This window comes from Halogeometricum borinquense DSM 11551, assembly GCF_000172995.2.
GTDB lineage: Archaea > Halobacteriota > Halobacteria > Halobacteriales > Haloferacaceae > Halogeometricum > Halogeometricum borinquense.
In genome coordinates, this window is the sequence record NC_014729.1 from 52551 (window position 1) to 78345 (window position 25795).

General features: G+C 61.8%; 27 protein-coding genes. 17 read left to right on the top strand and 10 right to left on the bottom strand.

Annotation, left to right across the window (positions count from 1 at the left end; translation table 11 throughout):
- The first annotated feature begins 80 nt into the window (after window positions 1-80).
- The 6 genes from HBOR_RS00285 (at window position 81) to HBOR_RS00310 (ending at window position 3835) form a co-directional block, all read left to right on the top strand.
- Entirely contained in the window at window positions 81-674 is a 594-nt protein-coding gene (locus HBOR_RS00285; protein WP_006055459.1) for a DUF7504 family protein, read from the top strand.
- A 71-nt stretch (window positions 675-745) separates the two neighbouring features.
- Window positions 746-1516: an alpha/beta fold hydrolase gene (locus HBOR_RS00290; protein ID WP_049890423.1), complete on the top strand. Its 771-nt coding sequence runs from the start codon at window positions 746-748 to the stop codon at window positions 1514-1516.
- Between the two features lie 80 nt (window positions 1517-1596).
- Entirely contained in the window at window positions 1597-2301 is a 705-nt protein-coding gene (locus HBOR_RS00295) for a type 1 glutamine amidotransferase (protein ID WP_006055461.1), read from the top strand.
- A 264-nt stretch (window positions 2302-2565) separates the two neighbouring features.
- Entirely contained in the window at window positions 2566-2856 is a 291-nt protein-coding gene (locus tag HBOR_RS00300; protein ID WP_006055462.1) for a DUF7853 family protein, read from the top strand.
- Between the two features lie 106 nt (window positions 2857-2962).
- Window positions 2963-3283 (top strand): 4Fe-4S dicluster domain-containing protein, encoded by a 321-nt coding sequence (locus HBOR_RS00305; RefSeq protein WP_006055463.1) that lies wholly within the window; start codon window positions 2963-2965, stop codon window positions 3281-3283.
- 96 nt (window positions 3284-3379) lie between these two features.
- Window positions 3380-3835, top strand: a complete 456-nt coding sequence (locus HBOR_RS00310; protein ID WP_006055464.1) for a ferritin-like domain-containing protein — start codon at window positions 3380-3382, stop codon at window positions 3833-3835.
- 33 nt (window positions 3836-3868) lie between these two features.
- Here the strand turns inward: HBOR_RS00310 and HBOR_RS00315 are convergent, their stop codons facing one another.
- The 4 genes from HBOR_RS00315 to HBOR_RS00330 form a co-directional block, all read right to left on the bottom strand.
- Window positions 3869-5986, bottom strand: a complete 2118-nt coding sequence (locus tag HBOR_RS00315) for a heterodisulfide reductase-related iron-sulfur binding cluster (protein ID WP_006055465.1) — start codon at window positions 5984-5986, stop codon at window positions 3869-3871.
- Between the two features lie 81 nt (window positions 5987-6067).
- Window positions 6068-6772, bottom strand: coding sequence for an energy-coupling factor transporter transmembrane component T family protein (locus tag HBOR_RS00320; RefSeq protein WP_206538159.1), 705 nt, complete (start codon window positions 6770-6772; stop codon window positions 6068-6070).
- On the bottom strand, window positions 6772-7476 hold the full coding sequence (locus HBOR_RS00325; RefSeq protein ID WP_006055467.1) for an energy-coupling factor ABC transporter ATP-binding protein: 705 nt from the start codon (window positions 7474-7476) through the stop codon (window positions 6772-6774). Before HBOR_RS00325 ends, HBOR_RS00320 begins: the two co-directional genes overlap by 1 nt.
- A gap of 12 nt (window positions 7477-7488) precedes the next feature.
- Window positions 7489-8097: a biotin transporter BioY gene (locus HBOR_RS00330; protein WP_006055468.1), complete on the bottom strand. Its 609-nt coding sequence runs from the start codon at window positions 8095-8097 to the stop codon at window positions 7489-7491.
- A gap of 144 nt (window positions 8098-8241) precedes the next feature.
- On the opposite strand from HBOR_RS00330, the gene HBOR_RS00335 reads away from it, so the two are divergent.
- The 7 genes from HBOR_RS00335 (at window position 8242) to HBOR_RS00365 (ending at window position 17581) form a co-directional block, all read left to right on the top strand.
- Entirely contained in the window at window positions 8242-8895 is a 654-nt protein-coding gene (locus HBOR_RS00335; RefSeq protein ID WP_006055469.1) for a hypothetical protein, read from the top strand.
- A 109-nt stretch (window positions 8896-9004) separates the two neighbouring features.
- Window positions 9005-14461 (top strand): LAGLIDADG family homing endonuclease, encoded by a 5457-nt coding sequence (locus HBOR_RS00340; RefSeq protein ID WP_006055470.1) that lies wholly within the window; start codon window positions 9005-9007, stop codon window positions 14459-14461.
- Window positions 14462-14746 carry a DUF7854 family protein gene (locus tag HBOR_RS00345; RefSeq protein ID WP_006055471.1) on the top strand — a complete coding sequence of 95 codons (285 nt, stop codon included), beginning with the start codon at window positions 14462-14464 and terminating at the stop codon, window positions 14744-14746.
- 66 nt (window positions 14747-14812) lie between these two features.
- Window positions 14813-15151: a DUF7855 family protein gene (locus tag HBOR_RS00350; protein WP_006055472.1), complete on the top strand. Its 339-nt coding sequence runs from the start codon at window positions 14813-14815 to the stop codon at window positions 15149-15151.
- Window positions 15148-16023: a DUF7856 family protein gene (locus tag HBOR_RS00355; RefSeq protein ID WP_006055473.1), complete on the top strand. Its 876-nt coding sequence runs from the start codon at window positions 15148-15150 to the stop codon at window positions 16021-16023. The genes HBOR_RS00350 and HBOR_RS00355 overlap by 4 nt, the downstream gene beginning before the upstream one ends.
- Window positions 16024-16082: 59 nt before the next feature.
- On the top strand, window positions 16083-16919 hold the full coding sequence (locus tag HBOR_RS00360; protein ID WP_006055474.1) for a DUF7857 domain-containing protein: 837 nt from the start codon (window positions 16083-16085) through the stop codon (window positions 16917-16919).
- Window positions 16916-17581, top strand: coding sequence for a MinD/ParA family ATP-binding protein (locus tag HBOR_RS00365; protein WP_006055475.1), 666 nt, complete (start codon window positions 16916-16918; stop codon window positions 17579-17581). The genes HBOR_RS00360 and HBOR_RS00365 overlap by 4 nt, the downstream gene beginning before the upstream one ends.
- Window positions 17582-17809: 228 nt before the next feature.
- Here HBOR_RS00365 and HBOR_RS00370 read toward each other — a convergent pair whose 3' ends face one another.
- The gene (locus HBOR_RS00370; RefSeq protein ID WP_006055476.1) at window positions 17810-18700 is read right to left on the bottom strand and encodes a transcription initiation factor IIB; all 891 of its coding nucleotides are present in this window, start codon (window positions 18698-18700) and stop codon (window positions 17810-17812) included.
- Between the two features lie 163 nt (window positions 18701-18863).
- On the opposite strand from HBOR_RS00370, the gene HBOR_RS00375 reads away from it, so the two are divergent.
- Window positions 18864-19388 carry a DUF7858 family protein gene (locus HBOR_RS00375; RefSeq protein ID WP_006055477.1) on the top strand — a complete coding sequence of 175 codons (525 nt, stop codon included), beginning with the start codon at window positions 18864-18866 and terminating at the stop codon, window positions 19386-19388.
- A gap of 10 nt (window positions 19389-19398) precedes the next feature.
- Here HBOR_RS00375 and HBOR_RS00380 read toward each other — a convergent pair whose 3' ends face one another.
- Window positions 19399-20181 carry an AAA family ATPase gene (locus HBOR_RS00380; RefSeq protein ID WP_006055478.1) on the bottom strand — a complete coding sequence of 261 codons (783 nt, stop codon included), beginning with the start codon at window positions 20179-20181 and terminating at the stop codon, window positions 19399-19401.
- A gap of 135 nt (window positions 20182-20316) precedes the next feature.
- On the opposite strand from HBOR_RS00380, the gene HBOR_RS00385 reads away from it, so the two are divergent.
- Window positions 20317-22590, top strand: a complete 2274-nt coding sequence (locus HBOR_RS00385; RefSeq protein ID WP_006055479.1) for a PAS domain S-box protein — start codon at window positions 20317-20319, stop codon at window positions 22588-22590.
- Here HBOR_RS00385 and HBOR_RS00390 read toward each other — a convergent pair.
- The 3 genes from HBOR_RS00390 to HBOR_RS00400 form a co-directional block, all read right to left on the bottom strand.
- The gene (locus HBOR_RS00390) at window positions 22587-23075 is read right to left on the bottom strand and encodes a hypothetical protein (protein WP_006055480.1); all 489 of its coding nucleotides are present in this window, start codon (window positions 23073-23075) and stop codon (window positions 22587-22589) included. The genes HBOR_RS00385 and HBOR_RS00390 overlap by 4 nt on opposite strands.
- Window positions 23072-23437 (bottom strand): hypothetical protein, encoded by a 366-nt coding sequence (locus HBOR_RS00395; protein WP_006055481.1) that lies wholly within the window; start codon window positions 23435-23437, stop codon window positions 23072-23074. Before HBOR_RS00395 ends, HBOR_RS00390 begins: the two co-directional genes overlap by 4 nt.
- A gap of 86 nt (window positions 23438-23523) precedes the next feature.
- Complete coding sequence (locus HBOR_RS00400) at window positions 23524-23943, bottom strand: HIT family protein (RefSeq protein ID WP_006055482.1); 420 nt, start codon at window positions 23941-23943, stop codon at window positions 23524-23526.
- A gap of 139 nt (window positions 23944-24082) precedes the next feature.
- Between HBOR_RS00400 and HBOR_RS00405 the strand changes: the two genes are divergently transcribed.
- Window positions 24083-25078, top strand: a complete 996-nt coding sequence (locus HBOR_RS00405) for a tyrosine--tRNA ligase (RefSeq protein ID WP_006055483.1) — start codon at window positions 24083-24085, stop codon at window positions 25076-25078.
- Window positions 25079-25193: 115 nt separating this feature from the next.
- Here the strand turns inward: HBOR_RS00405 and HBOR_RS00410 are convergent, their stop codons facing one another.
- A complete protein-coding gene (locus HBOR_RS00410; protein ID WP_006055484.1) occupies window positions 25194-25373 on the bottom strand; it encodes a DUF7470 family protein in 180 nt (59 codons plus the stop codon).
- Window positions 25374-25465: 92 nt separating this feature from the next.
- Here HBOR_RS00410 and eif1A point away from each other — a divergent pair, with 92 nt between their 5' ends.
- Window positions 25466-25756 carry a translation initiation factor eIF-1A gene (gene eif1A, locus HBOR_RS00415; RefSeq protein WP_006055485.1) on the top strand — a complete coding sequence of 97 codons (291 nt, stop codon included), beginning with the start codon at window positions 25466-25468 and terminating at the stop codon, window positions 25754-25756.
- Window positions 25757-25795 lie beyond the last annotated feature (39 nt).

The following is a 25795-nucleotide window of genomic DNA, read 5'->3' on the forward strand; positions in this document are numbered from 1 at the left end:
ACCCGTCCCGTCAACTGTCACATTACAGTTGGCAACAGAGCAAGAGTTAAGTCCATATGTAGGATTTCTAATATAACTGCATGGAACTCACAGAACGTGTGACACAAGAGACGCGGGACGCAACGAGCGTCCTTGTCCTTCGCCCGCAGTTGCAGGCCGGATCGGATGCGACGTGTAAACGGCTCCTTGTGGGCGACTCGCGTCCTGTTCATCTTCTCGGAATCTGTTTTTCGACCTCACCCACCCAATGGTACGACCAGTGGGAGCAGGTTCTCGGTGGTCCACCCGCCGACGCTGCCGTCATCACGACGCCGGATTCGTTCGTGGACGACAAGCCCGATGGCCTCGTCGTCGAGACGGTCGGAAATCCTGCGGACGTGACCGGTATTGGAATGCAGGCGACGAAATATCTGAACTCGTGGGAAGAAGACGATGCCACGGTGGTTGTCGCGCTCGACTCGCTCACACTCATGCTCCAGTACGTCTCACTGGAGACGCTGTACCGATTCTTGCACGTTCTGACGAGACGCCTCGACGTACTCGGCGCGACCGGGCTGTTCTTCCTCGACCCATCGGCGCAAGACCAAAAGACGGTGAACACGCTCAAGACGCTCTTTCACGGCGTATTGTCGTATGAAGAACAAGCAGGCGATTGGCAGTTGCGGACACAGTAGCACCCGTCGCGGACGACGACTAGCCGGCCCGTGTCGGTGCCGATAAGGCCGTTCCGCACCGAGTTCCGACCATGCCTGTGGCTTCGAACGACGGCGTTTCCTGCTACTACGAACGTGACGGCGACGGCGACCCGGTCGTATTCGTCGGTGACGCGGGATACGGCGCGTGGCAGTGGGGGTGGCAGCACGCGGCCGTCGCGGGACCGTACGAGAGCGTCGTTACGGACGTTCGCGGCGCCGGGCGGTCCGATGCGCCACCGGGACCGTACTCGATTGCCGACCTCGTCACGGATCTCACTAGCGTTCTCTCCGATGCGGGATTCCGCTCTGCGGCCGTTGTCGGTGCCGGACTCGGTGGAATCGTCGGATTGGAAGCGGCGCGAACCACCGCGCGCGTGGACCGGCTGGTCTGTCTCGGGTCCGCGGCGACGGGCGACCAGTTGGACCTCGAATCGCTCTACGCGCCGCCGAACGACCGCGACGGCCTCAAGCAATCGCTGAAAGCGGCGTTCTCTGACCGATTCGTCGAAGAACAACCCGATGCGATCCAGCAGATGATCGCGTGGCGCTCCGAGGAGGATGCGTCTCCCCGAGCGTGGGAGGCACAAATTGCCGCTATCCGTGACTACGCACTCGACGCCGCGTACGAGGTGACGACACCCACGTTAGTCGTCCACGGCACCGACGACGCCGTCTGGCCCGTCGAACGCGGACGCGAACTGGCCGAAAGCCTCCCGCGAGGCGAGTTCGCCGCCGTCGAGGACGCCGGTCACTTGGCGCACATCGAGCAGTCAAAGCGAGTGAACGACGAACTGCTGGCGTTCCTCGCCGACGACGAGTGATGAGGCGACCGGTTCCGAGGGACCGGCACGACACGCCACGAGCGCAAGTCACTTTGTACCGCACTCCATTGCTTCGATAAATGAAACAGGGACACGGAAATCTACGTTTCGCTCTACTCGACGCCTCACACGGGGATAGCAACACACGGCGGAATTTCCGGCGGGAACTCGACGCTGATCTGGCCGAGTTCGACGCCACCGAGGGAGAACTCCCCTCACATTTCGACTTCGACGGTGTGGTCGTCACCGGGTCACGCGCGTCAGTGTACTGGGACGAAAAGTGGATTCCACCGCTTGCGGAGTACGTCGCTGATGCCGCAGAGCACGACATGCCGATACTCGGCGTCTGTTACGGGCATCAACTGTTGGCGACGGCGCTCGGCGGCCACGTCCAAGACATGGGCGAGTACGAAATCGGCTACCGGGAAGTATCGCAAACGGCCGAAGACGAACTGTTCGAGGGAATCGACGAGACGTTCACCGTCTTCACAACGCACTCTGACGCCGTTGCAGAGCTACCCGAAGGGGCTGAACTCATCGCGGAGAACGAGTACGGTGTCCACGCCTTCCGAAAAGGGCACGCGTGGGGCGTGCAGTTCCACCCCGAATACGACCCCGACACCGCCGCGGAAGTGACGAAAGGCAAAGACCTGCCGGACGAGCGAATCCAGTCGGTACTCGACGGAATCACCGCGGAGAACTACGACGCCGCCTGCGAGGCCAAACGTCTATTCGACAATTTCACTGCCTACGCCCGCCGGATTCGGTCGGAAGCGACGGCCTGATCGGTTCTCTCATCGACCGCTTCTCTCCCGCCCCCACTATGCGTTTGATCGAACATCTGTTCTCGCTGTCACTCGGTTAGTAAACAAACCTGATGTTCTCTGTTTCTTGTTAGTCTTTCTCGAAACAACGTTCGCGAACGCTTCGAGAGGCGTTGTTCACGCACCTCATCGCCGAATGTCAGTCTTTGCCGGACGTGCGCGAAGTGTGCCAATCATACACACAGTTTATACCTGACAGCCCCTACGACAAACTGGAGGCAGACAATGAGCGCTTCGGCCCACGACTGTCCGACCGAACTCGACCTCACGCACGAAGAGGCGTGGGCACTCCACGCCGCCCTCTTGGTTAGCATCGAGGATGCCGTAGAGGCAGGAGAGGACCCCGACGAACTGGTGTCGTTCCTCACCCGCGTCGAAGAGAACGCGGACTTCGAGTGCGATGAGTTGGCGTCCCTCGTAGAGGTGCTCCGGAGCTACGTCAACGGACAGGCGCCGTCGCGTGACCGCCGTCCGGCCCGAAACGCCATCAATAACATCCAGACGGCGCTCGCGTAACACCATTTTTTGCGACACACGATTACGGCAGCCACCAAACCGTCCCCGTCTTCCGACGGCCGTCGAGAGGGATGCTTTTGTACGTTCGCCCGACAACGCCGGGATAATGGGAATCGACCCGAACTTTGACCAGAACCGCGAACGCGTCGGCGAAGAAAACGACGTCCCCGTCTGGGGACCCGTCGAACCGCCGGAAAAGCTCGGTATCCACGGTACACACGTCGCCGTGGACTACGACATCTGCCTCGCTGACGGCGCGTGCTTGGAGAACTGCCCGGTTGACGTGTTCACGTGGGTGGACACGCCAGACCACCCCGTCTCGGAACAGAAAGTCGAACCGACGCGCGAAGACCAGTGTATCGACTGCATGCTCTGTGTCGATATCTGCCCGGTTGACGCCATCGACGTGGACGCGTCGCGCGCCTGAGACACAGCGCGCGCCAGAGAGCGACCGCAGGTCGGCGTGGGAACGAACCTGTTGGGGATTATCTATTTGTTACCACCGGACGAAGCTCTCTGTGCGATGACAAGCAACGAGGTCACTGACCTTCTCAAGAAGGCCTATCAGGACGAGTTAGAGACGGTGATGAACTACCTGACGAACTCTATCGTTCTCGACGGCGTCCGCGCCGAGGAGATAAAGGGGTCGCTCCAAGCCGACATCCAAGAGGAACTGAACCACGCGGAACTGCTCGGCAACCGACTGAAGCAACTGGACGAAAAACCGCCGGGATCAGCCGAGTTCGAGGCGAATCAGATGAATCTCCAACCGCCAGCGGACAGCACGGACGTTCTCTCGGTCATCGAGGGCGTCCTGACTGCCGAAGAAGATGCCATCTCGACGTACCGTGACCTCATTGCCGCCGCAGAGGAGGCGAACGACCCTGTTACTGAAGACCTCGCGGTGACGGTACTGGCCGACGAGGAAGCCCACCGGACGGAGTTCCGCGGCTTCCGCAAAGAGTACAAGAAAGACTGACGACTCCTCGGGAACGGCGACCGCTGTCGCGCCTCAGTCGGCCGCCGTGGACGCCGTTCCGTCGCTTTCGACCGATGCGCCCTGTTTCGATTCTAACGCTTCAACCAGCAACTCAGCGATGTCGATAATCTCGATGTCGTCCTCGTAGTCGCCGGTCTTCCGACCGTCTTCGTACATCGTCGCACACATCGGGCAGGCGACGACGAACTTCTCGACGGCCGCGCCCGCGTCGGTGTCCTCGAGCGCTTCGCGCAGGCGTTCTTCGCTCGGTTTCGTCTCCTCTTCGAGTTCCATCCAGAGACCGCCACCGCCACCACCGCAACAGAACGAATCAGAGCGGTTACGGGGCATCTCCGCGAGCGTCGCGCCCGTCGCGCGGACGAGCTCGCGCGGTGCTTCGTACTCGTCGTTGTACCGGCCGAGGTGGCACGGGTCGTGGTAAGTGACGGTGTAATTGATTTCCGTCCCGTCAAGACCGACGCGCCCGGACTCAACGAGCGATTCGACCACCTGCGTGTAGTGGAAGACAGGATAGTCGAATTCGGGGTCCATTTCGGGGTACTCGTTCAGGAACGTGTTGTACGAGTGGGGGTCCGTACAGACGATTTTGTCGAACTCGCAGTCGTGAATCGCGTCTGCGTTGTCCTCGACTAGCATCTCGTACAGTCCCTCCTCACCGACGCGGCGCACGTCGTTGCCGTCGTGTTGTTCGTCCTCGTAGAGAATGCCGTAGGAGACACCCGTGAGTTCGAACAGACGGGCGAGCGAACGCGCGACGCGGCGGTTGCGTTCGTCATAGGACGGGTAATCACCGACGTACCAGAGGAACTCGACTTCCTCCTCGCGGGCGTCGGGCACCTCGAAGTCGAGGTCACGGGTCCAGTCGGGGCGTTTTCTGGCCGGGTTGCCGAAGGCGTTGCCGTTCTGGAAGATGTTCATCATCGCCTCTTGGACGGGTTCTTGCGTCTGCCCCGTCTCCGTGAGCCGACGGTTCATCTCCGTGAAGTGGCTCAGATGCTCGATGTCAACCGGGCAGGCGTCCATACAGGCCATACAGGCCATACAGGATTCCATCGTGGACGAATCGATGACCGAGGTGCCGCCGTCGGCGACGATATCGATCTCTTCTGTCCGCCCCGCATCGAGGTCCTCACGGTACTGCTTCAGGTCGAGAATCACATCTCGGGGGTCGAGCGGCCGTCCCGATTCCTTGGCCGGACAGACCGACGAACACCGGCCACACTTCGTACAGGCGTCGGTATCGAGTATCTGCTTCCACGAGAGGTCCTCGATAGACGTGTACCCGATTTCGTCGGGACTTTCGTCCTCGGGGACGCCCGGCAGACGTTTGCCAGCCTTCTCGTCGGCCGTCACGACGTTGGCGAACGACGAAATCATGTGGAACGGCTTGGCGTAGGGAACGAACGCGACGAAGCCGAGAGCGATGAGCGCGTGCGACCACCAACCGGCCCAGTAGAGCATCTCAGCCGTCCCGGGTGACATCCCGGCGGTCTCGAAGACGATGGCGACGAAGTAGCCGACGAACGAGACGGTTTCCCAGTCGGGGAACTCCGTCCCGAGGATACGCAGACCTTCGATGACGTAGCCGCCCGCGCCGAGAACGAACAGCGTCCAGATGAACAGGTCGTCCTCACGTCCGGTGTGTTTGCCCCACAGGCGTTTCTCACGCACGACGTACCGGCGGTAGATTGCCATGCCGACGCCGATAACGAACAGGAAGCCGAGGGCGTCCATAACGAACGAGTACGAGAGATAGAAGTCCCCTTTGAAGAAGGACATCCCCGTGAGCTTGCGGTAGATGTCCATGTCGATGAAGAGGATAGTCGTCCCGATGAGGAGCGTCAGAAAGCCCCAGAGGATGAACGCGTGCATCACACCGCCGTAGAGGTCGCGGTCGAACTGTTTCTCGTTCGAGAAGACGACCTTCGAGGCGCGCGCGATGCGGCCCGGAAGGTCGTCCAGACGCTCGAACGCGTCTTCTTCTCCCTGCGTGTACCGACTGAAGCGCTCGTACACCCCATACAGGAAGACGAGTATCGCCGTCGTGGCGAGTGCGTAAAACACCACCTCACCAACTGGACTGATCGTCCAGAACGTCTCCCGAGTCGGTTCCGACTGCAAGATTGTCATAGATGATTACGCGGAAACTGCGGGGTTAAATCTTGCCACCCGGAACAGTTTTGGATGACATATCCACCCTCTGTTTGCCGGTCAGACGAACACCGAAGCGACGAAGGCGACGCCGACGACGAGGACGGGATAGTCGCGTCGTTCGAGGCGGAGGCCGGGAAGCGTCGGATTCCATGCGAAACATCGGGCCCGAAGGGCAAGAGAGAGCCTGTCAGACCGGGCGAACGCGCGACGAACGCCTGCGGTTCCGATGATACGCATTCGTTCGGACAGGGAGCGTTCGTTACCGAGTCGCGCCTTCGATGCCTCGCGGACGCGCCGGAGATCAGCCAACAGGACCGGAAAAAAGCGAAAGACGAGGGCGACACCGACACCGAAGAACCGGCCGATGCGTCCCGGCAACAGTCGTTCGACAGCGGCGCGGGAGTCGCGCACGGATGTCGTCCGCAGATAGACGCCCGAGACGACGAGGACAAGCAGTACGCGGTAACTGGCGAGTGCGGGTTCAACGGCCGCGGCTGGATCGATTCCGAGCGGCGAGAGCGACACCGTCCTGACGAGGGGTGCGATGAGCAGAAACGGAAGCGCCGGAGCAAACCCGCGAATCGGATCAGCCGGCGAGACGCGCCCAGCGGCGAGAATACCGCCAGTGACGACCGTGAAAACGGCGAGTCCGCGCGGCGTCGTGTGCGCGAAAATAGCGAGGGCAAACGCCGCCTGCACGAAGAGCTTCGTCCGCGGATCCAACCGGTGGGCCAGCGAGTCGCCGGGGTGGTAGGTCAGTATCATTCGGGAGCGCGAACGTCGTACTGTTCGACCTGTTCGACGGCCTGTTCGGGCGTTTCGTCCACTACGACCCGTCCGTCAGAGAGGACAACAACGCGGTCGGCGAGCGTCTGCACGTCGCGCAAATCGTGCGTGACGACGACGATACTCGTTCCGTTACCGTGGAGTGCGGTCAATCGGTCCATCACGGCATTGCGGGCGGGCGCATCAAGTCCGGTGAACGGTTCGTCGAGGACGAGATGGTCCGGGTGCATCGCCAACGCGCCCGCGATGGCGACGCGTTCCTGTTCGCCGCCGGAGAGTTCGTCAATACGTTCGTTGCGTCGTCCGCGGAGATTTACCGCATCCAAGGCGTCGGCCACGCGGTCGTCAATCTCCGCGCGCGGAAGGCCGAGGTTCTCGGGACCGAACGCAACGTCCGCACCAACTGTCGCCGCGACGAACTGGTCGCGCGGGTCCTGAAACACCATCCCCACCGCAGTCCGGGCGGCGACAGGATTCTCGGAGACTGGCTGACCGTTGACGGCGATATCGCCCGTGTCGGGTTCGAGAAGCCCGTTGAAATGGCGAACGAGCGTCGTCTTGCCGGACCCGTTCGCACCGGCGAGGACGACGAACTCGCCGGCCTCGATTTCGAGCGACACCTCGTCGATAGCGACGGTGTCGCCGTAGCGGTGGGTCAGTGAGTCGGTACTGATGGTCATCGGTTCGGGTCGTTACTCGGCGCTTGCGGCGTCGCTTCGGATGATCCCGACCGCAGCAGCAATCTTGACCGCCTCGAACGGCACGAAGGCGAGAGCGCTGACGACGAACGCGTCCCAGAGCACGTTGGGAGCGAACGCGGAAAGAATGCCGCCTGTTTGGACGATAGCGAAGCCAACGGTACCGAACACGTAGATGACGACTGTCCCGGCAACCATCGCGCCGACGAGGCGAGCGACGGGGACGTGTTCGGGGTCAACGAGCCCGGAAACGCCGTGGACGAGGAGGCCGATGAGAGCCGCCGCAGGAGGGTACGACCAGAGATAGCCCGCTGTGAGACCCAGCAGTGATCCGAGTCCGGCCGACCCGCCAGCGAAAATAGGTGCGCCCGCGGCCCCCGCCGTGAGATACAGCACCATCGACGCACCGCCCCAGACGGGACCGAGGAAGATACCGGCGAGGAAGACGCCGAGCACCTGCAGACTCACCGGGTGCGGCGACAGCGGGTTTTGGAACGACACGTAAGCGAACGCGCCGGTCAACGCCGCAAACAACGCCGCGCGTGCGATGTTACCCACCACGTCGTCGCCGACGAGTTCGACTGATTCCGTGTTCGTAGACATACTCGTCCGTGTCTCGTAAATCTGTATTAGTGGTTCGGTTTACGGCGGTCAAACCCCGTTCTGCCGGTGTTCTCGGCTCTCGACGTGTCGTGTGCCTATCGGATCAGCAAGGTTTTGTAGGTTCGTAGCATGTAGTTTCTGTTCATGGACGAGAAGACCGCCGAACTCAGGGACATCTTCGTCGAGACGACGGGGTCGGAGACGGTGACCGAGACGCAGGAGGAGTCTCCGGGGTCGCTGACCGACGAACTCTCCGACGCCGAGCGGAACGAACGCGTCGCGCGCTTGGTGGCGTCGATGCGCGACCGGTACGAGTTCGAGACGGCTTTCTCGGATGAGGACCTGTGCCGTATTGTCCGCGGGTTCTACGACGGCGACTCCGACGCGGAACTGGCCGCCGCACTCGATGCTGCTGCGGACGAGTCGGACGTGTTCGTCGCGCGGATGGACCTCCACCTCGTCCGCGATTCGGACCGCGACGCCCCGTTCTCGCTCGATACGCTGCGGGCGCTTCTGGACGACGGTGCGGACGACGAGACATGCGCGGCCGAACTCAATACTCAGACCGACGGTGATGCCACTACCGACGACGATGCCGGCATCGACGCCAAGACGGTAGCGCACTACCGCCGCGTGGTCGAGACGCAACGCGAAGCGACGCGCGCCAACGACCGCTTCCGCACCGAGTTCACCGAACTGCTGACGGATTCTGATCTCTCGGCGCGATTGGCCGAAGACGCCCGCCGAGACGGTCTACAAGAGGCGACAGAGGACATCGAGACGGACGTCTCGCTCTGAAACACCGGATTCCCTCGGCACGTCGGCTCCCACGTGACAGTATACAGACACAACGATACTTCATCGCTGTGCGAAGACTCTTACCGGATGGGGTGCTTACTCCGTTGCGATGGCGCAGGCCCCGCAGGACCCGGACGTGGACCTCACCGAACGGTTCATCCAGTTCTATCGAAAGTACTACAGCGACGATATCGGGCGACTCGCGCAGCGGTATCCGAACGAACAGCGCTCGTTGTACATCGACTACGACGACCTGTTCCGCTTCGACGAGGACCTAGCGGAGGACTACCGCAAAAAGCCCGATCAGATACGCGAGTACGCCGAGGAGGCGCTCAGACTGTACGACCTCCCGGTGGACGTGAAACTCGGGCGCGCGCACGTCCGACTTCGCAATCTTCCCGACTCGGTTGACATACGTAATATCCGCGTCCACGACGACCACATCGGCCGGATGGTATCGGTACAGGGTATCGTCCGCAAGGCGACGGACGTGCGCCCGAAGATTACCGAGGCGGCGTTCGAATGCCAACGCTGCGGGACGATGACGTACATCCCGCAGACCGACAGTGGATTTCAGGAACCCCACGAGTGTCAGGGCTGTGAGCGACAGGGACCGTTCCACGTCGATTTCGACCAGTCGGAGTTCGTTGACTCCCAGAAACTACGCGTCCAAGAAAGTCCCGAGGGCCTGCGGGGCGGCGAGACGCCGCAGAGTATCGACATCGACATCGAAGACGACGTGACCGGCGAGGTGACGGCGGGCGACCACGTCACCGTCACTGGTGTCCTCCACATCGAACAGCAGACCTCCGGACAGGAGAAGACGCCAATCTTCGACCTCTACATGGACGGGGTGTCCATCGAAATCGAGGACGAGGAGTTCGAGGACATGGACATCTCCGAGGAGGACGTGGCCGAAATCGTCGAACTCTCGAACGACCCAGACATCTACCAGAAGATGATCGGGTCCGTCGCTCCGTCTATCTACGGCTACGAGCAGGAGAAACTCGCCATGATTCTCCAACTGTTCTCCGGCGTCACCAAACACCTGCCCGACGGTTCCCGGATCCGCGGGGACCTGCACATGTTGCTGATAGGGGACCCTGGTACGGGGAAATGTGTTGCCGGGGATACCCGCGTGACGGTAGCAGATGGGTCCGAGGTACCGATCCGTAAACTGGTCGAACAGAATCTCGACGAGCCGAAACCGGTCGATGACGGCGTGTGGGACGCCGTCGATTTCGAGGTGCCGTCGATGGCACACGACGGATCGATCACCACGCGGCGAGCGACGAAAGTGTGGAAGCGTGAGGCTCCCGACCGGATGTACGAAATTCGGACCGCGGCCGGACACGAACTCACTGTGACGCCGTCGCATCCGCTGTTCGTTGGCTGTGACGGTGGGACCGAGGCCGTCGTCGCAGATAACCTTGAAGCGGGGCAGTTCGTCGCTGTCCCTCGGTCACTTCCGACCGACGGAGACAACTCACTCGACGTATCGATTCGCCGGTCGCAGTCGAACAACGCCGTGCGACTCGATCTTCCCGACCGACTGACGCCGTCGCTGGCTCGTCTCCTCGGCTACGTCGCCGCCGAAGGGTACGTCGAACGGCGCGACTCGGGCAGTGCGTTCGTGTCGATAACGAACAGCGACCGCGAGATACTCGACGACGTTGCCGACGCCCTCGACGAACTCGGACTCAGGGCGACCGAACGATCTACCCATGACGATAAGACGACACGAGAACTCATCTGCTCGTCGAGCGAACTGGTAAGTCTCCTCGAAAAAATTGAACCGGCGCTACTGGACGGGTCGAGTGAACAGCGCGTTCCCGCCCCGATCCTGCGCGCGAAGTCGCCCGTCAAGCGAGGTTTCCTCCGCGCGTTCGTCGATGCTGAAGGAACCGTCTCGCCGTCGCAGCGAGAGGTCACCGTCTCCTCGACGAGTCGAGACGTACTCGAAGGAGTCCGCAGTCTCCTCCTCGCGTTCGGAATCAGTTCGCAACTCCGAACGAAGGCGGATGGCAGTTTCCGCCTGCGCGTGAGCGGTGATGACTTCGCCCGCTACACCGCCCAGATTGGCCTCGTTACGGAGCGTAAGCGACGGGCGGCCGAAGCGGTGGTCGATGTGGACGGAAACACGAACCGCGATGTCATTCCCGGCGTCGGCGACACGCTCTGCGACCTGCGCGAATCACTCGGCCTCGAGCAGGACGACTGCGGACTCCCACGCAGTACGTACCAGCACTACGAGCGCGGTGACCGAAACCCGAGTCGAGACAGCCTCCAGACGGTCGTTCAGACGTTCTCCGAGGCGGCGGCCGATGGACTGGCCGCGGATGGTGACGGCGGTGCAAGCGTCGAACGTTGCCTCGCCTCCCTGCGCGCTCTCGCGGACGGTGACATCGCGTGGGACCGCATCGAATCAATCGACCCGGTCGAACCCGACGACGAGTGGGTGTACGACCTCGAAATCGAGGGGACGCACAACTTCCTCACCAACAACGTCGTCTCGCACAACTCCCAAATGTTGCAGTACATCCGCAATATTGCACCCCGCTCGGTCTACACCTCCGGGAAGGGTTCATCCTCGGCCGGTCTGACGGCCGCAGCCGTCCGCGACGATTTCGGCGACGGACAACAGTGGACGCTCGAAGCCGGTGCCCTCGTTCTCGCTGATAAAGGCATTGCGGCTGTGGACGAACTGGACAAGATGCGGTGCGTAACTGGTGACTCTCTTGTCCATCTCGCCGATGATGGCGGAATCAAACGGATCAGAGATATTGCACACGATGCCGCGCGCGAGGGGTCGACCGAGGAATTGGCGAACGGTCGAACGATCCGGAACTTCGATGCCGAGGTGTGGTCGATGACCGATGATGGGAAGTTGGTATCTCGGCCGGTCACGGCTATCCACGAGTACGATGCTCCGGACGAATTGACGAGGGTAACATTGCAGTCTGGTGAGCGGCTGACAGCGATTCACGATCATCCGTTCATTACGTTCGATGATGGAGAAAGCGTAGAGAAGCCCGCAGCAAATGTCTCTCCCGGTGACTGGGTGTTTGTACCGCGTCGCCTCGCTGACCGAGCGACGGATGGAGGTGTCCGGACTGCCGACTCAATCGCTGGAGGGACGGTCACCGCCACCGAAAACGAACTCTCTCCTGCGTTCGGTGCCGTCCTCGGCTACCTCTCCGGTGACGGAAACGTCTACTACGACCGCGAAGAGGGCGTCTACGGCATCCGATTCACCAATAAAGAAGAGGAACTGCTCGCTGACTTCGAGCGGGCGTGTCGTGACGCATGTGATGCAGAAGCAATTCGTCCACCGTCCGAACAGCGCGACGACGGTGTTGAAACGGTCAGGCTTTCCGGGAAGGAATTCGCGGACGTGGTACTTGACGCCGGGATGAATCTCGAAGTCTACGACGGAAAAGCGTTCCCGACGGCTATCTCTGCGGCCTCGCGGGCGACCAAGGCTGCGTTCGTACGCGCGATGGCAGACAGCGAAGGGAGTGTCGATACCGATTCGGGCAACGTCAAAATCAGTTCGTCCAGCTACGAACTGGTGCTCGGGATCAAGAGTCTCCTCTTGGAGTTCGACATCACAACGCAGATACAACACCGCGAACGCTCGGGTAAACGTGATCTGTATGTGCTTGCAGTGACGGCAGCGGAGTCTCTCCAGCGGTTCAATCGCCACATTGGGTTTACATTGGATCGCAAGCAGTCGGCGCTCGACGAGGTCTGTGAATCCGTTTCGGGCGACCGAACGATTCTCGACGTGATCCCCCACTGCGGAGAGTTACTGTCGTCACTCCGGGAATCGCTGCGACTGTACGTCTCCGAGTGCGGACTCGTTGACGCCACCGACTGCAACTTCGAGAACAAGGACGCGAACGTTTCGATTTCGTGTGCACGAACGATTCTCGATGCGTTTGAGAGTCGAACACAAGAGGCCGAGTCAGACGCAGAGCAACTCACGGAACCGTGTGACTGGGAGATACTGTCGGACATCAAAGAACGGTACCACGTTTCCCAGTCCGAACTCGCGACTGGAACACCGTATAGCCAGCAACAGATTTCGCTGCTGTGGGGAGCGGACGACGAACTCAGAGCGGTGACGAGAAACCGACTCCGAGAAATCGTCGAATCGGTCGTGAACACGGATATCGAACCGTTCCGACACCTCGTTCGTGGAGACGTGAAGTGGAGGCGTGTCAAGTCCGTCGAGACAGTCGATGAAAGCGATGTTGATGACCAAATCCGACTACTGAAACACGAACTGGCAGACCTCCTCGGCGTCAAGACCGAGTCCGCTGTCGAGTACGGACGGTCGCTATTGGACAGCGAACCGAATGCCGAGGACTGGGACGAACTTCGTGTCGAACTGAACCGACACAACGTCTCGTTCGCTGACATCGCTCGGGATCTTGGTGTTGCTGACTCGACCGTCTCACGGTGGTTCAACGGCGTTGTCGAGACGGACCGGTTTGTCGACGTGGCCAACGCCGCACGCGACCGGTTCGCCGAGATTCGTGCGGACGTTCGGCGATACCTCGACACAATCGAGTCGCGTTCCACACCCAAGGTGTACGACCTCACGGTCGAGGGAACACACAACTTCGTTGCCAACGGGATGGTCGTCCACAATTCCGAGGACCGGTCGGCAATGCACGAGGGCCTCGAACAACAGCAGATTTCGGTGTCGAAAGCCGGCATCAACGCGACGCTGAAGTCGCGGTGTTCGCTCCTCGGCGCGGCCAACCCCAAATACGGCCGCTTCGACCAGTACGAGTCTATCGGCGAGCAGATCGACCTCGAACCGGCCCTCATCTCGCGGTTCGACCTCATCTTCACGGTGACAGACGACCCGGACCCCGAGTCCGACGCCGAACTCGCAGAACACATCATCAATACGAACTACGCGGGCGAGCTCCACACCCAGCGCTCGAAGATTGCCAACTCCGAGTTCACAGAAGCGGAGGTGAACTCCGTCACCGAAGAAGTCGCCCCCGAAATTGACGCCGAACTCCTCCGCAAATACATCGCGTACGCAAAGCGTAACTGCTACCCGACGATGACCGACGAGGCAAAGGAGGTCATCCGCGACTTCTACGTCAACTTCCGCGCGAAAGGGGCCGACGAGGACTCGCCGGTTCCGGTCACCGCCCGGAAACTCGAAGCGCTCGTCCGTCTCGCCGAGGCGTCCGCTCGCGTCCGCCTCTCCGATACCGTCACCGAGGACGACGCCGTGCGCGTCACCAACATCGTCGAATCCTGCCTGCGCGATATCGGGATGGATCCCGAAACGGGCGAGTTCGACGCCGACATCGTGGAGACGGGCACCTCGAAGAACCAGCGCGACCGCATCAAGAACCTCAAGCAACTCATCAGCGATATCGAAGACGAGTACGAGGAGGGCGCACCGGTTGACGAAGTCATCTCCCGCGCGACAACCGAGTTGAACTTAGACGAGAGCAAGGCCGAACAGGAGATCGAAAACCTGCGGCGCAAGGGCGAAGTGTACGAACCACGGACGGATCACCTGCGAACGACGTAGATGGACCGAATATCTGCTCTCCGGAACATCGAAGAAGCCCTCCGCGACTTCGAGTCCGGCGACTCCGACCTCGCGGCGACCGAACAGCGAGTCGTGACTGTCCTTCGGACGTACGCCACCGACTTCGAGGGTGAGGAAGGTCTCGCCCCGTACCAAGCCACCGGCGAGGGCCGCGCGCACGGACTCGTGGTCGTTGCCGAGAGTTCAGCGGACGCCCGCGACCGAATCTACGACCTGCTGGACGAGGAACGCGGGAGCCTCGATTTCGAAGTCGAGCGTCTGTAGGCCTGACGACACGAATTTCGTCGCTTCGGCGGACTTTTATCGAATCACGAATGTCGTCACGTAGCCGTGTTGCTCGTCGTGACCTACTCGCGGGGCGCCCGCGAGACGCTTCGAAACGTCTGTCGAACGCACGAGGAGACAGTCGTCCGCCGATTCGGCCGTGCGGCACTGCTCGAAGAGACGGAGTTCGGTGCGTTCCTCGCGTGTCGCCTCCGCGAAAAGCACGGCCACGACGTGCAGGTCGAACGGACCGAACCGTTCAACGAATTCGCGGACGCCCCCGACTCGGTTCGAGAGGCCGCCGAAGCCTACGAATCACGCGACGTGGCAAGTACCCCGTACGACAAGTTCGCCGTCGGTACCGACCACCCACCGACGTCACGGATGCGCGATAGGGACCTGTGAGGTCGATTCGCGTCCATCTTCCCGACGGGACGACACACGTCGGGAGCGTCGTTGACCTGCGAGATGCAGACTGCGATATCGACGCCGACGACCTCAGTCGGTCGGTTCGCTTCGGATTGCCCGTCGAGCGGGGCTATCCGCGTGTCATCTCACCGCCACCATCACCAGTTTCTCCGTTCGTCGCACACCTCGCTCGGGAGATATCGTTCGACCGCCGCGGAGCGTTGGCGACACTAGCGCGGAGCAGGGGGCACGTCGTTCCCGAGGAACGAACGCTCGAACGGGTCGAATCCGAGTTAGCGGACGTAACGCCGCCCGAACCGGGAGATCTCGCGGACGCACGACGACGGGCGGCAGCGGCCGGTGCGGAGACGGAGCGCCTCCAAGAGCGCGCTGCGATGATTCGGGGGCGCGTCGAAGCAGTTCGGGAAGCGGGCGGAGACATCGATGCCGCAGAGGCGGAACTCGCAGAGACGATGACGCGTCTCTCCGAGGTCGCGACCGAGCGCGTGGCCGCGCGGCAACGGCTTGAGATGTTAGAAGCGCGAGCGCGGGCCGCACGCGACGGCCGCGAGGAACGGATGCGACTCGAAGACCGCGCGGCGAACCTCGAACGGGCGATCCGACGGTCGCTCGCGGCTGCCGTCTACGACGACTTCGCTGACGCGGTGGCCGCTCTCCCCGACTCGTTCGATGCCGACGCGGGCGACGCCCCCGGCGAATACGAGGGCCCGCCACTCGCTGCTGCCCTCGCTGTGACTCGTGTGGCGCCGCTCCGCGCACCCGTCGTCGCCGACGCCGATGTACTCGACCCGTTCTGTGGTCTCCGCTCATTCGTCCGCTATCTCGATGCGCCGGTCGTCCTCTGCTGAGTCAGATCACAGACTGCACCGCCCGCGGGTTCATATACGAAGACGCGGCCAACCACCCCATGGAGTACGACTGCACGACGAAAACCGTCGGCGGAACGACGCTCGTGACGGTTCACGTCCGCAACGAAGCGGCCGTCCCGCGCCGGGTTCGCGTCCGAAACGACCTGCCCGGTCCGGTCCTGCCGCCCCGGCAGGACGGCGTCCCGGAACGCGGGTGGGACGACGACGGCTACACCGGCGTCATCGCGGCGGACGACGAACTAACGCTCGGCTATGCCTGTCCCGGCGGAGACGAAACCGAGACACCAGTCTCCGTCGAATCGCTCGGCCGTGCGGACGAAGAGCGTGATACTGAGAAAAGTTCGCGCGCGGAACTCGAAGCAGAAGCGATCCGTTCGCTCGGGCGAGCGCGCCCGCCCGCCGACGCGGTGCCGACACCGAGCGTCGATAGACAGACAGAGACCGACGACGCTCCTACCGACGCTCAGACGAGGGATTTGGAGTCACGAGCAGAGTCAGTATCGACGAACTCGAGACCGCAGTCGGAACCGGAATCAACGCCGCGTCAAGATTCGGGCGGAGACAGTGATGACGCGACGTCTCACAACGAGGGCGACGAGGAATACAGAGCTGAAAAAGAGATCACTCCGAAGCCGGTCGAGTCGTGGCTCTCAGCAGTTGAGACGCGCGTTCAGCACGCAGAGACGGTGACTGATGCGACGGCCGACGAGGCGGCGGCGGTTCTCGAAACGGCCGAGAACGTCTCCGACCTTCCAGCGACAGTCGCCGCCGACGAAGACGCACTTCGAGCGTTCGCCGCCCGCGCGACGGCACTCGCCGAACGCGCCGCGGACACCGACGCCAAACCAGTCATCGACGCACTGGGTGACCGATGATACTCGCCGTCACCGGCGGGAAGGGCGGCGTCGGTAAATCGACGCTCGCGTTCGAACTCGGTGCCGCGATGGACGCTGTCGTCGTTGACGCCGACCTCGGAATGGCAGACCTTCCGACTGGACCCGGACCGGATTTACACGACGTGCTCGCCGGCCGCGCAGATGCCGTCGAAGCCGTCCGTGAGGACGGCCCGGTGCGACTCCTCCCGTGCGGTCGGTCGCTCTCGGGTGCGCGCGCGGCGGACGTTCGCCGCTTGGGTGATTCCCTCCGCGCGGTCGAACGCGCCTACGGCGACGTGGTGGTAGACTGTCCGGCGGGCATGAAAGCCGACGCGGGCGTTCCGCTCGCCGTCGCCGACGCCTGCGTCATCGTCGCTTCACCGCGACCGTACGCCCTCGCTGACGCCGTCCGAACGCGGGAACTGGCGCGGGAACTCGACGCCGGCCTCGTCGCCGTCGCGGTCAACCGCGCCGTCGAAGATCCGCCTGAAGCGGTGTTCGAGGAAGTCCTCGGCGCACCCGCCGTCACCGTCCCCGCGGACCCGCGCATGGCCCGCACCGTCGAGACGGGTCGGCCGGTCTGTCGCATCGCTCCATCCAGTCGCGCCGGACAAGCCATTTCGTCGCTGGCGCGAGCGGTCCAACGCTGTACACAGGTCTGAGGATTCTGCTTCTCACCAGTGTAGCGATGCCACTACGCATGCGATGACATCGAGAGAACTGTCTCGCTAATCGATACCGTCGTGAGGATGAGCGCTGTCGTCGGGTTCGTCGTCAGTGATCCGTCGTCGTCAGTGATTCGTCGTCGTCAGTGATCCGTCGTCAGTGATCCGTCATCAGTCGTCGATTTATCCATGCAGCCGTTCGTCTACTCGTCTCAAATCGTCTGTTCACTCGTCGTCACGCAGCGCCACGTACGTCTTCCGGAGGGTAACGGGCGTCACGTCGGCCACGTCGGCCGCCTCGGTCTGCGTCACTTCGACGTCGAGGTCGCGTGCGGCGGTGTACAGACATCCGGCGGCGACACCGCTCGGATTGCGGCCGACGGAGAGACCCTGCTCTGCGGCTTCGGCGGCGTACTCGCGGGCGCGGCGTTCCACATCGCGCGAGAGGTCGAGGCGGCTAGCAAAGCGCGGGACGTACTCAACGGGGTCCACGGGTCCGACGGGCAGACCGAGGTCGCGGTTCAGCGCGTCGTACGCCGCAGACTGCTCCGCTTCGGTTGCCTTCGCCTCGGCGACGACTTCACCGACAGTTCGGGAGACGTTGGCGACGCGACAGGCGGCGTAGACGCACGCGGCGGCGAACCCTTCGAGCGACCGACCGCGAAGAAGGTCTTCGTTCTGCGCCGACTTGAACAGCGAACACGCGTGATCGCGGATGCGTTCGGGGAGCGACAGCGCGCTCGTGAGACGGCGAATCTCGGTGAACGCGTACACCTGATTCCGCTCGCGCTTGGTGGAGATTCGCGCGCGGTTGTGCTGTTTGCGCATCCGGGCGAGGCGGCGGCGTTTTCGGCCTTTGACACGCGTCGAACGACCGATTTCAGTCGAAAGGCCGCGGTCGTGACGCGACTGGGTAAGCGGCGCACCCGTACGTTTGGGGTTCCGGTCGTCGTCCGCGAACGACCGCCATTCGGGCCCGTGGTCGATGGTATACTCCGAGACGACGAGTCCGCAGTCGCCGCAAACCGTCTCTTGGCCCTCAGCGTGCAGTCGGCCGTCGCACTCGGGGCAGGTGGTCGTCAGCGTTGCGTCGTCGGGGGAGCGTGCTTCACTCATCACAATTGAAACTCGGTCCCGATAGAGTATTTAAACACCGGAGAATTTGGGGTGTTTCCCCCGAAAACCGAGAGGGGAACGTACCGGTTACCGGTACGCTAAATTATCAAATCCGATTTTGATGTCGAAACGGTTTACTAGGCCGTTGAAATAGAGGAACGCGATGGGATTGGCGGACATCGCAGACGAGTTGGGGGTGACGACGACGACGCAGGAGGAACGCGGCGTTGCGACGGTTGACGATACGGACGTGGACCTCGACGCGCGCCTCCGCGACCACGCGGACAAATTACCCTGCACGCCGGAAGCGGCAGCCACCGTTCTCGAACGCCACGCGGCCGGCGACAGTGTTGGGGACGCCGCGGAGGCGGCTATCGTCGCTCCAGTGACGGCCGCGAAAGTCCTCCACCGGGCGGGCATCGAGGGCGTCACCCCGCTCGCTCCGACGGCACGACAAATCCTCCGCGATTGGCTCGCAGGCCAACTCTCACGCGCGGACGCGCTTGAACTCACTGGCGCGGACGACGCGGAGTTCGCCCTCGCGGCATACATCGAGACGCACGATCCGGTGCCAGAACTCGCCGACGCGACGCGACGAGATGCGGCGGCGTCGCTCGGCGGCGACGCACTCGTCAAAAAGCGCGAAGAACTCGCGGATACGATGTCCGCCTCGACAGACCTCTTCTAGCGTTCCGCGGTCACTTCACGTATCGTTCGACACCAGAGAGCAGTCCGCCACCTTCGAACGCCTCGCTGACGTCCCTCCCGACGGCCGCCGCCGTGAGTTCGACTATCGCCGTTGTGAACGCGGCATCATCGCCCAAACAGGACGGCACCGACTCGGGTTCGGTCGCGTCGGTCTCGGGAACGTCGCAGTCGGCACCCTCGAACGTCCCACGCGTCGAGACGACGAGTGTCGCCTCACTGCCAACGTGAGTGAGACGGGTTCGCATCTGCTGGACAGCATCGGCACCGCGTGTCGTTCCCGGTGCGACGACGATACTCTGATCCGCAACGTTCACCGCAGCGATTGCTTGATTCGAGGCGACTGGCGGCACATCCACCAGCACGTAGTCGAACCGATCGGCCGCCGCTGACAGTCGAGTCTCGAAGCGCTGGGCGGCGTCGGGCGTCTTTGCACGTGCGAACCGCTCGAACGGCGCAAATGCCGGGGAAACTGCAACTCGTCCGGCAGTCTCCACGTCGAGTGTCGTCAACCCTTCCGAAAGCGGTGCATCTGCCTCCTCGGTGAGAAGTGCAGTCAAATCAGGCTCGATCTGACCCGGAATGTGGGCCGCAAGTCCCTGCGTGGCGAACGCAGCGTCGAACACCCCCACGTCCGCGCCGTCGGCCGCGAGAGCCGTGGCAACCTCTAGTGTACACCGCGTCGTTCCTGCACCGCCTGTTGCGCCGACGAACGCGGCGATAGTGGTTTCTGTCGGTCGGGTTTCGCGTTCGTCTGTGACAGCCTCGTCATCCATACTTCGCGGTGGCCGCATACTCGAACCTAAAACGCCCGATATTCGTGAAATTATGTTTTCCTGACTACACGAATACGTGCCTCAGACGGCCTGAAGACGCCAAAGACTTATGATCCATGGGTTAATTTACGGGATATGACAAGAGATGCAGAGACAGTCACTGTTCTCTGCGTTGACGACGAACCCGGGTCCGCTGATCTCACTGCGGCGTATCTCGAACGGCACGACGACCGGCTGACAGTCACCACTGCGACGAGTGTACAGGGAGGACTCAATGCACTCACCGAAACCGATTTCGACTGTATCGTCAGCGACTACGACATGCCGGGATTGGATGGCTTGGCGTTCCTCGAAGCCGTTCGTGTTGATCGGCCCAAGTTACCGTTCATTCTCTTTACTGGCAAGGGATCCGAAGCAGTCGCCAGCGAAGCGATTTCAGCAGGCGTCAGCGACTACGTACAGAAGGAGTCCGGAACTGACCAGTACCCGGCGCTCGCCCGTCGCATCCACAACGCAGTTGAGCGCTTTCGAGCCGACAAACACGCGGCAAAAGTCCAAGAAGAGGCCAAGTCGATCCTCGAAAACTCACCGGACGCCATCGTTGTAAGCGTCGGCGATGAGTTCGTCTTCGCCAACACATCCGCAGTTAGCCTGTTCGAGGCAGACGATGCGGACGATCTCTTAGGACGGAACCTGCTATCGTTGATCCACAAACAGGATACGGAGGCCGTCAAGGCGGTGATTGCGCACGCTCAAGACGACGAGAAGGTTATTAGCCAAACACAGCGAACGATGAAAACGCTCGACGGGATGACGTTCTCCGCCGAGATGACCGTTCGCGCGATTACCTGGAATGGAGAATCCGGACACGTCGCTATTCTGCGTGATGTCACCAATCAAGAAGAGCAAGACTACGAACGTGAGCGGTACGCTGCGGCGTTTTCGCGGGCGATGGACGCAATCATCGTCGCGGACGACGACGACGAGTTTATCGACGTGAATGGGAGCGCCGCGGAACTGTTCGGCCTTCCGCGGGAAGAGCTGCTGGGGAGAAATCTCTCTGAATTCACACCGAACGGCAGCGAAATCGACGATATGTGGGCGGATTTTCAGTCTCTCGGGGAGAATCACGGCGTTCTATCGCTTATCCGACCGGATGGTGAGCGTCGAGTCGTCGAATACGCCGCGACGAGGGATGTCGTTCCGGGCGAACACCTCTCCGTACTACGAGACGTTACCGGCCGAACTCGACTAGAGAGGCAGCGACAGGCCGATCACGAGGCGTTAGAGCGGATGTACCGAATTACTGCTGACCGAGAGGCTGCCTTCGAAGAGAAAGTGTCGGCACTACTTGAACTCGGAGCCGACTATCTCGACGTCCCGTACGGTTTTCTCACCCGCATTCAGGATGGAACGCAGACGATCATCGAATCGGTCGGCGATCACGAATTACTCCAACCGGGAGAGACCGGACCGCTCTCGAAAGCGTACTGTCGAAAGACGGTTATCGAGGACGAACTCGTCTCCGTACAGAACTCCGAGGCAGAAGGATGGGAGGATGATCCGGCGTACGAGCGGTACGAGCTGGGTTGTTACATCGGCGCGAAAGTAATAGTAAATGAGGACCTGTTTGGGACGCTCTGCTTTGCGGGGACTGCCTCACGAAAACAGGCATTCTCGCACGGTGAGGAGGCGTTCGTTGAGTTGCTAGCGCGGTGGGTATCGTACGAACAGGAACACCGACGAAACAACCGAGAACTACAGAGCCAGACCGAGCGCCTAGAGGAGTTCGCGTCGATGGTGACCCACGACCTCAGAAACCCGCTCTCGGTCGCGTCCGGGTATCTTGAACTCGCCCGGGAAGACGGCGACCCCGAGCAGTTCGACCGAATCGAAGATGCACTCAGCCGAATGGAGCGGATTATCGGTGATCTGCTGTACCTCGCCCGCGAGAACGAACAGATACGCGAGACCGAACCAGTCGAACTCGAATCGGCGGTCGAACGAGCGTGGCAGACGGTCGATGAGACCACCCACGAAGCCACACTCTCAGTCGATGGAGACATCGGAACGATAGAGGCCGACCAAAATCGACTGTGTCAACTCTTGGAGAACCTCTTTCGCAACGCGATCGACCACGTAGGGACCGACGTGCGTGTCCGCGTTGGGTCGTTGGACGACGGGTTTTACGTCGAAGACGACGGGCCTGGAATCCCCGAATCTGAGCGAGACAACGTCTTCGAGCAGGGGTACACAACTCGGAACGACGGGACCGGATTCGGTCTCTCAATCGTGACGGAGATCGTCGAAGGTCACGGCTGGTCGATTGCCGTCACTGAGGGCGAGTTGGGTGGTGCGCGGTTCGAGATATCCGACGTGCACTCGGATGAAAAGCCCGACGCCGCCTAATCGCGCTGTGCGACGCCGAAGACTGCCAGCGCGCAGATCAGGCTGACGTGTCCGATAACCACGAGTCTGAGGAGGATACCGTCGGGTGCATCGACGACCGGAATAGCAACGAACGCCCCCGCGCCGATGACGGCCAAGACAGCGGCGAGTCGTCGATCCCACTTCGGGTCGTACTCCCAGTCTGCGAACTGCATTCCCCAGCCCTCGTCCGTGGGGCATCGTTGTCGCTTGATCCCGTCCGCTGTACGGACCGCACGGAACCGAAGACGGACACGGACGATCATCCATCCGACTGTGCCACCACCGAGGAGGACCTTGAGTCCGGCACCCGCGGCGAGCATCCAGACGGCGGCGACGAGTATCGGAATCAGGAAGGCGGCGGCACACTCAGCGGCGTCCACGCGAGGTGCCGAGACTGGCTCGTTCGACTCTTCCTCGACAGCACGGCTTGCGCACTCCTCAGACCTCGATTGCTCGAGAGTCATCGGTTATCCGGCTCAACTCGGAGGTACGAGGTTCCATGCCGGTAGTTGTACAGTTCGACGGCGACGCCGACGACGGCCAGTCCCGTGAGTGCTAAGATGAATACGTTCGGTCCCCAGATGATGGTTAGCAACCCGAACAACAACGCCGTGTAGACGGCTGACGCGAGATTGAAAAGCGGGTGTTCGCGCACGGCATCGAAGATACTCGCACCGAAGAAGATGGCGACGAGAACGGTCAGCGAGACGTATTCGACCGTGATCGCCCGGTCTGTAGTCACGACGAAGGCTGCGGCAATGACTCCGAGGACGACGAAGATAACCAGCCTGGGCAGACTGATGCGGTCCGCAACGGTGGAGGGCACGGTACTCGGAAGTTGATCATCGCCCTAAATATGTATTCTGGTAGAGATTATTTTCGGCGGGACGCAGGTACCGAACTGGTTCGCGCTTACGTTTCGATTCGCTCTGCGATGTCGTCTAACTCCTCGTCTGAGAGGTCAGGCCGACTGCCTGCAACAGCGTGGATGGGGCCGCCGCCGTCGCCGTCGAATCGCGGGACGAGATGAACGTGGACGTGCGGAACTTCCTGTCCGGCCGCCTCACCGTCGTTGACGCCGACAGTAAGCGCATCAGCGTCCACGGCGTCCTCGACGCGCGGAGTGAGTTCGTCCACGGCGGCCCACAGGTCGGTGGCAACGTCGTCCGGCAGGTCACGGAGTCGTTCGTGCGCCTCTTTCGGGACGACCAGCGTGTGGCCGGGCGCGAGAGGGTTCGCATCGAGGAATGCGAGGACTGTGTCTGTCTCGTAGACGATGCGCGCTGGAATGTCTCCGGCGGCGATCTGCTCGAAGATGGTGGGTTCGCCCATGTCCGATTCGTCGGGTGGATTCGGCAAGTAGGTTCGGGTCGTGCGGACTGCCCACAACCTGCTGGACGGTTGTCGTCGCTGCCGGAACGGTACCGGGGCGTTCCAGAAGTAATATCCGCTCGCCCGGATACGAACACGTATGGACGCGTACGACCTGATCACCCGGAACGCCGCCGAGGTGGTCACGGAGGACGAGGCACGTTCGTTGGCCGACGACCCTGACGGAAAGCGAGCCTACGTCGGCTACGAACCCTCCGGCGTCCTCCACATCGGCCACATGCTGACGGCCAACAAACTCATCGAGTTACAGGAGGCCGGATTCGAAGTCGTCGTTCTCCTCGCCGACGTTCACGCCTACCTCAACGACAAGGGGACGTTCGACGAGATACAGGAGACGGCGACACGGATGCAAGAGCAGTTCGTCGCGTACGGACTGGAAGAAGACCAGACGGAGTTCGTCCTCGGGTCGGAGTTCCAACTCGACGACGACTACACACTCGACCTCCACGCGCTCGAACTCGAAACGTCGCTCTCGCGTGCCGAGCGCGCCATGGCGGAGATCAAAAGCGGCGACACCGTCACCGTCGCCCAAGCCGTCTACCCCCTGATGCAGGCGCTCGACATCGTCTACCTCGACGTCGATCTCGCAATCGGTGGGATGGAGCAACGGAAAGTCCACATGCTCGCCCGCGACACCCTCCCGAGCATCGACGCGGACGCGCCGACCTGCCTGCACACGCCGCTCATCTCTGACCTCTCGACGGGCGTCGGCAAGATGTCCTCGTCGTCGGGCGTCTCCATCTCGATGGAAGATTCCGAGGAGGAACTCCGCGAGAAGGTGAACAAGGCGTTCTGTCCGCCGTCACGCGATCCCGACCCAGACGACGACGGCAACGAACGCGACAACCCCGTGCTACAGATCTTCGAGTACCACGTCTTCCCCCGGTTCGGAGAAGTCGTAGTCGAACGGCCCGAACAGTACGGCGGAAATCTGACCTACGACGACTACGAGTCGCTGGCCGAAGATCTCGACGCCGGCGAACTCCACCCCGCGGATGCCAAAGGCGCACTCGCAAACTATCTGAACGAGCTCGTCGCGCCCGGCCGCGAGAAGATTCAACAGCAGCGTTCCTAACGCCGACCGCTTTTCAATCCCGATATCGGTTCGTCGTCTCCGGAGAGTTGCGACTGAGAGACTCGAAATATCGAGAAGCAGTATTTTTGTGGCTTCGAGAGTCGAGCGACGCCGATCAGGCCATGCCGAACATGCCCATCACCGACTGGACGAGACCGGAGGCGACAAGACCGAGTCCGGCGACGACCAGTGCGATTCCGGCGGCGACGATGGGTTCTTGATAGGCGACGATGCCGATACCAGCAACGAGTAGAACGACACCAGCGATACCTTTCGTACCGAGTTTATCGAACATACCGCGGGTCACGGCGACAGTCACCTAAGCGTACCGCTCTGCAGAAGAAACCGAACAGCGGTTTTAAACGACGCGAAAACGAATACGGTGGCATGAGCGACAACGAGAACGCGGGCCGACGTGACCTACGAATGCCCGACGACGACGAGGAGTTCGCCGTCGTACAGGACATGCTCGGCGCGAACCGAGTCAAAGTGCGCTGTGCGGACGGCGTCGAACGAACTGCCCGAATTCCCGGCCGGATGCAAAAGCGCATCTGGATTCGTGAGGGGGACGTGGTTCTCGTCGAACCGTGGGACTGGCAGGATGAGAAAGCCGACGTGACGTGGCGCTACGAGAAGTCCGAGGCCGACCAACTGCGCGAAGAAGGCCACATCGCCTGAAGAAGCAGTCAACGATTCGTCCAAACGGAGTGGGGAGAA

Excerpts from the sequence above, each read along its gene's own strand:
- HBOR_RS00285 (WP_006055459.1), top strand. The coding sequence starts at position 81 with ATGGAACTCACAGAACGTGTGACACAAGAGACGCGGGACGCAACGAGC.
- HBOR_RS00290 (WP_049890423.1), top strand. The coding sequence starts at position 746 with ATGCCTGTGGCTTCGAACGACGGCGTTTCCTGCTACTACGAACGTGAC.
- HBOR_RS00295 (WP_006055461.1), top strand. The coding sequence starts at position 1,597 with ATGAAACAGGGACACGGAAATCTACGTTTCGCTCTACTCGACGCCTCA.
- HBOR_RS00300 (WP_006055462.1), top strand. The coding sequence starts at position 2,566 with ATGAGCGCTTCGGCCCACGACTGTCCGACCGAACTCGACCTCACGCAC.
- HBOR_RS00305 (WP_006055463.1), top strand. The coding sequence starts at position 2,963 with ATGGGAATCGACCCGAACTTTGACCAGAACCGCGAACGCGTCGGCGAA.
- HBOR_RS00310 (WP_006055464.1), top strand. The coding sequence starts at position 3,380 with ATGACAAGCAACGAGGTCACTGACCTTCTCAAGAAGGCCTATCAGGAC.
- HBOR_RS00315 (WP_006055465.1), bottom strand. The coding sequence starts at position 5,986 with ATGACAATCTTGCAGTCGGAACCGACTCGGGAGACGTTCTGGACGATC.
- HBOR_RS00325 (WP_006055467.1), bottom strand. The coding sequence starts at position 7,476 with ATGACCATCAGTACCGACTCACTGACCCACCGCTACGGCGACACCGTC.
- HBOR_RS00330 (WP_006055468.1), bottom strand. The coding sequence starts at position 8,097 with ATGTCTACGAACACGGAATCAGTCGAACTCGTCGGCGACGACGTGGTG.
- HBOR_RS00335 (WP_006055469.1), top strand. The coding sequence starts at position 8,242 with ATGGACGAGAAGACCGCCGAACTCAGGGACATCTTCGTCGAGACGACG.
- HBOR_RS00340 (WP_006055470.1), top strand. The coding sequence starts at position 9,005 with ATGGCGCAGGCCCCGCAGGACCCGGACGTGGACCTCACCGAACGGTTC.
- HBOR_RS00345 (WP_006055471.1), top strand. The coding sequence starts at position 14,462 with ATGGACCGAATATCTGCTCTCCGGAACATCGAAGAAGCCCTCCGCGAC.
- HBOR_RS00360 (WP_006055474.1), top strand. The coding sequence starts at position 16,083 with ATGGAGTACGACTGCACGACGAAAACCGTCGGCGGAACGACGCTCGTG.
- HBOR_RS00365 (WP_006055475.1), top strand. The coding sequence starts at position 16,916 with ATGATACTCGCCGTCACCGGCGGGAAGGGCGGCGTCGGTAAATCGACG.
- HBOR_RS00370 (WP_006055476.1), bottom strand. The coding sequence starts at position 18,700 with ATGAGTGAAGCACGCTCCCCCGACGACGCAACGCTGACGACCACCTGC.
- HBOR_RS00375 (WP_006055477.1), top strand. The coding sequence starts at position 18,864 with ATGGGATTGGCGGACATCGCAGACGAGTTGGGGGTGACGACGACGACG.
- HBOR_RS00380 (WP_006055478.1), bottom strand. The coding sequence starts at position 20,181 with ATGGATGACGAGGCTGTCACAGACGAACGCGAAACCCGACCGACAGAA.
- HBOR_RS00385 (WP_006055479.1), top strand. The coding sequence starts at position 20,317 with ATGACAAGAGATGCAGAGACAGTCACTGTTCTCTGCGTTGACGACGAA.
- HBOR_RS00390 (WP_006055480.1), bottom strand. The coding sequence starts at position 23,075 with ATGACTCTCGAGCAATCGAGGTCTGAGGAGTGCGCAAGCCGTGCTGTC.
- HBOR_RS00400 (WP_006055482.1), bottom strand. The coding sequence starts at position 23,943 with ATGGGCGAACCCACCATCTTCGAGCAGATCGCCGCCGGAGACATTCCA.
- HBOR_RS00405 (WP_006055483.1), top strand. The coding sequence starts at position 24,083 with ATGGACGCGTACGACCTGATCACCCGGAACGCCGCCGAGGTGGTCACG.
- HBOR_RS00410 (WP_006055484.1), bottom strand. The coding sequence starts at position 25,373 with ATGTTCGATAAACTCGGTACGAAAGGTATCGCTGGTGTCGTTCTACTC.
- eif1A (WP_006055485.1), top strand. The coding sequence starts at position 25,466 with ATGAGCGACAACGAGAACGCGGGCCGACGTGACCTACGAATGCCCGAC.